The following is an 8,369-nucleotide window of genomic DNA, read 5'->3' on the forward strand; positions in this document are numbered from 1 at the left end:
GGGCACGCCGACAGTGCGGGTGAAGTGCCGGCGAAGCGTCGTCGCGGTGCCCATGCCGGCGGCCGCCGCGATGGTCTCGACGCTGTCGTCGGTGGTCTCCAGCAGCTCCTGCGCACGGCGGATCCGCTGGGTCAGGAGCCACTGCAGCGGGGTGGTGCCGGTCGCGGCCCGGAAGTGGCGGCCCAGGTTGCGTGCGCTCATCCGCGCCTGGCGGGCGAGGTCTTCCACGGTCAGCGGCTGGTCGAGCCGCTCCAGGACCCAGGGGAGCAGTTCGGCGAGCGGGCGGTTGTCCGGGGCCGGCATCGGGGTGGTGACGAACTGGGCCTGCCCGCCGTCCCGGTGCGGGGGCACCACCAGGCGGCGCGCCGCGGCGTTGGCGGCGGCCGAGCCGTGGTCGAGGCGTACGAGGTGCAGGCACAGATCCAGCGCTGCGGCCTTGCCCGCTGACGTGAGCACGCTGCCGCTGTCCGTGTAGAGGACGTCCGGGTCGACCTCCACCCGGGGATAGCGGGCGGCCAGGGTCCGGGTGTGCGCCCAGTGCGTGGTCGCGCGCTTCCCGTCCAGCAGGCCGGCGGCGGCCAGCACGAACGCGCCCGTGCACAGGGATGCCACGCGCGCGCCCGCCTCGTGGGCCGCGCGCACCGCGTCGACCAGGTCGGCCAGGCCGGCCATGGGGGCGGCTGTGGGGTCTCCCGCGCTCGTGCTGGGCCGGGTGCCCGGGGAGGCGTCCGCGTCGACGTCGGCCCAGCCCGGGACGATCACGGTGTCCGCGCGGGAGAGCCGGTCGAGGCCGTGGTCGGGTTCGAGCAGGAACCGGCCGACCCGCACAGGGCCCGGCCCGCAGACGGCCACGTCGTACCAGGGGCCGGCGACACCGGCCGGGGCGCTGCCGAAGACCTCGTACGCCAGGGCCAGTTCGAAGTGCAGCATCCCGTCGGTGGCGGCCAGTGCGACAGTGTCCATGTCCGGAATTGTATGGGGGGCGGCGTTCCGGACACTCGCCCGAGGTGCCCGCCCCGGTCAGGATGTCCGCGACAGAGCACAGCGGATCGCATGAGCGCGGCGAGGGAGCACGTATGGCAGCGGGGTACACGGTGGCGGTGTTCGGAGCGTACGGGCACACCGGGCGCTTCGTGGTGGCGCACCTGCGGGACCGCGGGTTCGTCCCGGTGCTCTCCGGGCGCGACGCCGACAAGCTGGGGGCGATGGCTGCGGACGGCTTCCCGCACGACGCCCGTCCGGCGTCGGTCGACGCCCCGGGCTCGCTCGACCGCGCGCTGGCCGGCGCGCACGCCGTGATCAACTGTGCCGGACCGTTCGCCACGACGGCAGCCCCGGTGATCGAGGCGGCGCTGCGCGCCGGTATCCCGTACGTGGACGTGGCGGCCGAGATCGAGGCCGGCCTCGACACGTTCGCCGACTTCGCGGAACGGGCCCGCGCCGCCGGAGCGGTGATCGTCCCGTCGATGGCCTTCTACGGCGGCCTCGGCGACCTGCTGATCACTGCCGCGATGGACGACTGGACGGCGGCCGACGAGGCGCACGTCGCCTACGGGCTCAGCGGCTGGCACCCCACCCCGGGGACACGTGCCGCGGGCGCGGTCTCCCGGCAGCGGCGGGACGGGCGGCGCGTCCGCTACACGAACGGGAAGCTGGAGTACCGCCAGGACGGCCCGCCGGCCCTGACATGGCCCTTTCCCGAGCCGATGGGCCCGAGGGCCGTCATCGGGGAGTTCACCATGGCCGACGTCGTCACCGTCCCCAGCCATCTGCCCATCCCCGAGGTCCGCACCTACATGGCGGCCGAGGCGGCCCAGGAGGTGTCGGATCCGGACACGCCGGCGCCGACCGCGGCCGACGCGCGCGGGCGGTCCGCGCAGACCTTCCTCGTCGATGCCGTCGTACGCTCCGGCGGCTGTGAGCGGCGTGCGGTGGCGCGGGGCCGGGACATCTACGCCGTCACCGCGCCGCTCGCCGTCGAGGCGGTTGCCCGCGTCCTCACCGGGCGGACCAGGACGACGGGTGTCGCCTCCGCCGGCGGGATCTTCGACGCACCGGACTTCCTCCGCGCTCTGCGCCCCCACCTCGCCCTGGACCTGCGCCCCGGCACCTCACCGCGCGGGTGACAGCCGGGCGCCGGGTGCGCGGCTGGACCGCGCTGGAAGACTAGCGGCATGGACGGCGGGCGCGAGGCGCGGCGGGAGAAGGACGCGATGACGGTCGAGATCGTCTTCGCCCTGGTGACGGCCGCTGTGCTGGCCGTGGCGCTGGGCTCCGCGCTGCTCCTCGGCGTCTCCGGTACGGCGCGCCAGAGCACGCTGACGTACGGCGCCCTGGTGGGGGCGGTGGCCGGGATGTGGCGGCTGGTGCGGGCCCTGCGCCGCTTCGACGCACAGCGCCGCGCGGACCGGGGCGGCCCCGGCCCAGCACGGTGACTGCGGGGCCTCACAGCAGGCGGACGCCGTGCCGGGCCAGATAGCGGACGGGGTTGATGTCACTGCCGTAGCCACGTTTGGCCCGCACCTCGAAGTGGAGGTGCGGGCCCGTGGTGCGCCCCGTGTTGCCGGAGCGGCCGATGAACGTACCGGCCCGGACGCGCTTGCCGCGCTTGACGGCGATGGTCGAGAGGTGGGCGAAGAGGGTGTACTTGCGGTCGCGCATCCGGATGGTGATGGCCTTGCCGTAGGCCCCGGAGCGGCCCGCGAAGACGACGGTCCCGGAGCCGACGGAGCGGACCGGGGTGCCCCGCGGGACGGCGAGGTCGATACCGGTGTGGTGCCCGGCGGCCCAGTTGCCGCGGACGCCGTACCGCTGGGAGACCCGGTAGCTCCGCTTCACGGGGCGGGTCCAGGCGGCGGCCGGACCTATCCGGGTGGCGCGGAGGGCTTCGGGCAGGGGCGCCGTGTCCTCGTGCCCGGGGGCGTGCACGAGGATGTGCGCGGGGGCGTGCGCGGACGTGTCTGCGGGGCGCGCGGGCGCGGCCAGCGCGGTCGGGGTGCCGAGGCCGCCCCCGAGCAGGGATGCCGTGAGGACCGCGCCCGCTGTGCGGCGCTTCGCTATCGCTGTACGAGCCATACCAGTGAAGCAAAGAGCAGTCCGGGCGCCCGCGCATGCGCGGTGCGCCCGGAGGGATGAAAGGTCTACTCCTCTCCCCCGGGACCCGGCGCACCGCGCGGGCCCGCTCAGCCGGTGCGGCGCCTGCTCAGCGGGGCCCGCCGGAAGGGTCCCGGCTCTCGCCTCAGCTCTCGCCGAACAGGTCGCCGTAGGTGGCGAACGCGAGCGCGATGTCCGCCTGGGCCCAGAAGCGGTGGTAGGTGAAGGTCGGGGGCTCCCCGCCGTCGAGGTACTCCTGGACCTTCGGCCAGTCCTTGTCGTTCTGGTAGAAGGACCGGATCGAGGTGAACGTCGCGCCCGAGTCGACGGTGTCGCCGTTGGGCATGGTGCCGCTCCAGCCCGCGGGGACGTGGACGGGGTCGTCGAAGCGGTCGTAGTCGGCGCGCTGCTCCGGGACCGCGATGCCGAGGTCGTCCTGGTGCGCGGACATGCCGTTCAGCAGCCCCTCGGCGGCCGTACGGGCCTCCTCGTGGCCGGACTTGGCGGCGTAGTACGCCAGCGTCTTGGCGTACGCGGCGGCCACGCCCACGTCGTCCGTGTAGTCCTGGACGCTCACGTGCAGGCCCGCGTTGCCGCCCGGACTGTCCGGGTTCCAGGTGTCGGGCCGGCCGGACCAGCTCAGCGTGCTGGGGAACCGGAAGCCGTCCGCCGAGACGGTGGTCTCGGACAGCGCCCAGGTGACCCACTTGTCGAGCACGGACTTGGCGTCCGCGTCACCCGTCTCGTGGTAGTACTCCGCGACCCGCTCCATCGACCACGCCTGGAAGCCGAACCACTGGTTGGACGGCGGGTCGTGGTAGACGGGCTTCTCGTCGTAGTACATGCCGTAGAAGGTGGGGGTGTCCGCCGGGGGCTGGGCGTAGCGACCCTTCCAGCTGTTGGTCGCGCCGCCCGCGATGGCGCCCTCGTCCGACTGCAGCCAGCGGTAGAACTCCAGCTGGCGGCCCAGGCTCTCGTTCCAGTCCCCCGCGCCCGAGGGCGACTTGGGCTTCAGAGCCTCGTGGCTGCTGAGCGCGTAGGCGGCCATGGGGTTCTGGTAGCCGGCGTGGGTGTGGCTGGAGCCGATGCGCCAGGCCCAGCCCGCGCTGGTGTCGGTGGCGCCGCCCCAGGCGTAGTACCAGCTGAGCAGGTGGTGCGAGCTGTCCTTGCCGCTGCCGGGGGTGCAGCTCTCGGAGGTGCAGCCGCCGATCTTCTTGAAGTACTTGTCGTAGGTGCCGTAGCGCAGATAGTCGCCCATCTTGGCGGCCTTCTCCACGGTGCCCGCGACCTCGGACCGCTTGCCCTGCTCGGCGGCCCACACATCCGCCCAGTACGCGGCCTGGACGGCGCGCGCGTCGGCGTCCGGCGCGTTGGTGAACTTCCACTGCCGGGCGTACTGGTCGTCGCCGGTGAACAGGTCCAGATAGCCGTTCTGGCCGCCGTAGGTGAAGTTGTCGCAGGTGGGGTGGGGCACGGTCTCCCAGACGGACTCCTGCGGGCCGCGCTGGAAGGTGTTGATGTACGAGGGTCCGTCCTGGTCGGGCCCCGCCGAGCAGGTGCCGGGCGCGTTGCCGTAGCCGTAGACGTTGTCCACGTCCTGCAGCCAGTGCATGCCGTAGATCTCGTCGGTGCCGTGCGCGTCCCTCAGCTCCTGCGCGATCGGGTCCTGGCCGACGCCCACGTTCTGGTCGAGCCGCGCGGGGTACTCGGAGGGCTCGTCCTTCTCCGGGGCGTAGGTGGCGGGGCTGGAGGGGTTGTAGAAGCTGTTGGTGGGCTGGTCCTGGGAGGTGGGGATCATGTACGTCTCCATGGTCTCCCAGGCTTTGTTGAACGGGCCCCAGTCCTCGGTGACCTTGCCGTACATCGCCTGCAGCCAGATGAGATAGCTGTACCCCTCGGACGTCGACTCGTGGCCGTGGTCCGGGGCCTCGACCATCAGCGTCTCCACGGAGTGGTACGGGATGCCCTCTTCGGAGAAGTAGCCGCTGTCCGGGTCCATGATCTTCTCGTACTGGGTGAGGAACTGCTCCTCGTAGGCGCTGGCGGCCCTGGTGCGCGGCCCCTCGGCGCGGTCCGCCTGGGCCGAGCCCGCCATGGCGCCGGTGGCCAGGCAGAGCGATAACGCCGCGGCCAGCAGGCCCCGTCGGCCGGCCCGGCCTCTGGTGGCTCTCATGCGAGTCGTCCTCCTCGCGGTTCGGTGGTGGGGGAGATTCCGAAACCAGTGGGAGCGCTCCCAAAATGACCGCCAGGGCGTGAGCACGTCAAGTGGTGGGACGGAAGCCATGTCTCCGCGCGTGTCCATGAAGTGAACGCGCCATTTCGCCGGGCCCCCTTTGCGCCGGCGGAAGTTGACGCTACGGTCGGCCACACCAGTGGGAGCGGTTCCACGCTGTCGACCCGACAGGAGTCGCTCCAATGCACCCCCCACGACCCCCACGACGATTAGGCCGTATACGGCGGATTCCCCTGCGGGCCGCCCTGCTGGCGTTCACCGCGCTGCTCACCGCCGCACTCACCGTCCCCGCCTCCGCTTCCGGCGCCGGGAGCGGAGGGGCCGGAAGCGGAGGGCCCGGGACCGGAGGGGCCGGAAGCGCCAACAGCACCGCACCGGCACTCAGCGTCGAGGGCAACCAGCTCGTCGACGAGAACAACGAGCCGCACCGGCTGCTCGGCGTCAACCGCTCCGGCGGCGAGTACGCCTGCGTCCAGGGCTGGGGCTTCTGGGACGGCCCGGTGGACGACGCGTCCCTCGACGCGATCACCGACTGGAACACCAACACCGTCCGCGTCCCGCTCAACGAGGAGTGCTGGCTCGGCCTGGACACCGTCGACCCGCAGTACGCCGGCGAGAACTACATCGACGAGATCAAGGGACTGGTCGGCAGGCTGACGGCACACGGCCTCACGCCCGTCCTGGATCTGCACTGGTCGCACGGCCGCTACACGGGCCAGGACGCGCACTGCCCGGACACGGCGGAGGCGACCTGCCAGAAGCCGATGCCCAACGCGCAGTACACCCCGGACTTCTGGGCCTCCGTGGCGGAGACGTTCCGCGGCTCCCCGTCCGTGCTCTTCGACCTGTTCAACGAGCCCTTCCCGGAGCGCGCAGCGAGCGGCGACACGGACGCGGGCTGGGCCTGCTGGCGCGACGGCGGCGACTGCCCCGGCATCGACTACGAGGTGGCCGGTATGCAGACGCTGGTGAACGCCATCCGGGACACCGGCGCGGAGAACACCATCCTCGTCGCCGGGCTCGCCTACGCCAACGATATGCGCGGCTGGCTGGAGCACCGCCCCCAGGACCCCACCGGCAACCTGGCCGCCTCCTGGCACACCTACAACTTCAACACCTGCTCCAGCACGGAGTGCTTCGACGAGCAGCTGGCACCGGTGATCGCCCAGGTGCCGCTCGTGGCAGGTGAGATCGGCGAGAACACCTGTGCCCACGGCTATGTGGACCAGGTCATGGACTGGCTCGACCGCCAGGGCGCCTCGTATCTCGGCTGGACCTGGAACACCTGGGACTGCTCCGCAGGTCCCGCGCTGATCAGCGACTTCGACGGCACCCCCACCCCCTACGGAGAAGGTCTCCGCAACCATCTGCAGAATCTGGAGGAGATGAAGTGAGAAACCACCGCACCACACCCGGCGCCGCACCCCGGCGCGGACGGCTGGGGCGCCCCGGCCGGGCGGCCGGGGCGCTCGCCGCCGCCGTCGCCCTCACGGCCGGAACGCTGACCATGGCCAGTGCCCAGGGGCAGGACGACGCGGGGACCCTGGCCCGCGTCGACAACCCGTACGAGGGCGCACAGGTCTACGTCAACCCCGACTGGTCGGCCAAGGCGGCGGCCGAGCCCGGCGGCGACGCGATCGCCGACGAGCCCACCGGCGTCTGGATGGACCGCACGGCGGCGATCGAGGGCACCGGGGACGCGCGCGGCCTGCGCGCGCACCTGGACACCGCGCTGGAGCAGGCGAACGGCCAGAACATCGTCTTCCAGGTCGTCATCTACAACCTGCCGGGCCGCGACTGCGCGGCGCTCGCCTCCAACGGCGAGCTGGGCCCGGACCAGATCGACGAGTACAAGTCCGACTACATCGACCCGATCAAGGGCATCCTCGACGACTACTCCTCGCACGAGAACCTCCGGGTGGTCACGACGATCGAGATCGACTCGCTGCCCAACCTGATCACCAACGTCAGCCCGCGCGAGACCGCGACCGAGAAGTGCGACGAGATGAAGGCGAACGGCAACTACGTCGAGGGCGTCGGCTACGCGCTGGCCCAGCTCGGCGCGGTGCCGAACGTCTACAACTACGTCGACGCCGGCCACCACGGCTGGATCGGCTGGGAGGACAACTTCGCGCCCAGCGCCGAGCTGATGGCCCAGGCCGCGAACGCGGGCGGCAGCACCGTCGACAACGTCCACGGCTTCATCGCCAACACCGCCAACTACAGCGCGCTGAAGGAGGAGAACTTCGCGGTCGACGACGTGGTCGCCGGGCAGCCGGTGCGCGAGACGTCGAGCTGGATCGACTGGAACAACTACGCCGACGAGCTCTCCTTCGCGCAGGCGTTCCGCGAGCAGGCCGTCCAGGCCGGGTTCAACCAGGACATCGGGATGCTGATCGACACCTCCCGGAACGGCTGGGGCGGCGCGGAGCGGCCCAGCGGCCCGGGGCCCGAGACCGACGGTGACGCGTACGTGGAGGGCGGGCGCTACGACCGCCGCATCCACGTCGGCAACTGGTGCAACCAGGCGGGCGCCGGGCTCGGCGAACGGCCCCAGACGTCCCCCGAGTCCGGGATCGACGCATATGTGTGGATGAAGCCGCCCGGCGAGTCGGACGGGTCGAGCGAGGAGATCCCGAACGACGAGGGCAAGGGCTTCGACCGGATGTGCGACCCGACGTATGAGGGCAATCCGCGGAACAACCACAACATGTCCGGTGCGCTGCCGGACGCGCCCATCTCCGGGCACTGGTTCTCCGGCCAGTTCCAGGAGTTGCTCAGCAACGCCCACCCGCCGCTGACGGCGGAGGAGAAGAAGTAGGGTCGCCTCGCCCCCGGCCCTGCTCAGGCCCGCCCGTGCCAGGTGTGTACTCCTGGTGCGGGCGGGCCCTGCCGTCCCTCCGGGGCACCCGTGGTCCGCGGAGGCCCCGGGCGGCAAAGACGCTACACCGAGCGGCGCGGGACCAGCTCCGTCGGAAGCACCCGGCACAGCGGGGGCGCCCCCTCCCGGGGACGGGAGTCCAACGCCTCCCCCCTCCCCATC

General features: G+C 72.1%; 7 protein-coding genes. 4 read left to right on the forward strand and 3 right to left on the reverse strand.

Going from position 1 to position 8,369, the window contains the following annotated elements:
• The coding region (locus G5C65_RS25885; protein ID WP_165301345.1) for a helix-turn-helix domain-containing protein at positions 1-963 on the reverse strand (963 nt) is incomplete at its 3' end.
• A 113-nt stretch (positions 964-1,076) separates the two neighbouring features.
• Between G5C65_RS25885 and G5C65_RS25890 the strand changes: the two genes are divergently transcribed.
• The gene (locus G5C65_RS25890) at positions 1,077-2,126 is read left to right on the forward strand and encodes a saccharopine dehydrogenase family protein (protein ID WP_165301346.1); all 1,050 of its coding nucleotides are present in this window, start codon (positions 1,077-1,079) and stop codon (positions 2,124-2,126) included.
• A 48-nt stretch (positions 2,127-2,174) separates the two neighbouring features.
• Positions 2,175-2,435: a DUF6332 family protein gene (locus G5C65_RS25895; protein ID WP_206442275.1), complete on the forward strand. Its 261-nt coding sequence runs from the start codon at positions 2,175-2,177 to the stop codon at positions 2,433-2,435.
• 10 nt (positions 2,436-2,445) lie between these two features.
• Here G5C65_RS25895 and G5C65_RS25900 read toward each other — a convergent pair whose 3' ends face one another.
• A complete protein-coding gene (locus tag G5C65_RS25900; protein ID WP_165301347.1) occupies positions 2,446-3,075 on the reverse strand; it encodes a M23 family metallopeptidase in 630 nt (209 codons plus the stop codon).
• Positions 3,076-3,238: 163 nt separating this feature from the next.
• A complete protein-coding gene (locus G5C65_RS25905) occupies positions 3,239-5,266 on the reverse strand; it encodes a glycoside hydrolase family 48 protein (RefSeq protein ID WP_338146661.1) in 2,028 nt (675 codons plus the stop codon).
• A 242-nt stretch (positions 5,267-5,508) separates the two neighbouring features.
• On the opposite strand from G5C65_RS25905, the gene G5C65_RS25910 reads away from it, so the two are divergent.
• Together G5C65_RS25910 and G5C65_RS25915 are read left to right on the forward strand one after the other, a co-directional pair.
• Positions 5,509-6,720: a glycoside hydrolase family 5 protein gene (locus G5C65_RS25910; protein WP_165301348.1), complete on the forward strand. Its 1,212-nt coding sequence runs from the start codon at positions 5,509-5,511 to the stop codon at positions 6,718-6,720.
• On the forward strand, positions 6,717-8,147 hold the full coding sequence (locus G5C65_RS25915) for a glycoside hydrolase family 6 protein (RefSeq protein ID WP_338146662.1): 1,431 nt from the start codon (positions 6,717-6,719) through the stop codon (positions 8,145-8,147). Before G5C65_RS25910 ends, G5C65_RS25915 begins: the two co-directional genes overlap by 4 nt.
• The last annotated feature ends 222 nt before the right edge of the window (positions 8,148-8,369 follow it).

It is taken from the genome of Streptomyces boncukensis, assembly GCF_011045075.1.
In the GTDB taxonomy this organism is placed as follows: Bacteria; Actinomycetota; Actinomycetes; order Streptomycetales; family Streptomycetaceae; genus Streptomyces; species Streptomyces boncukensis.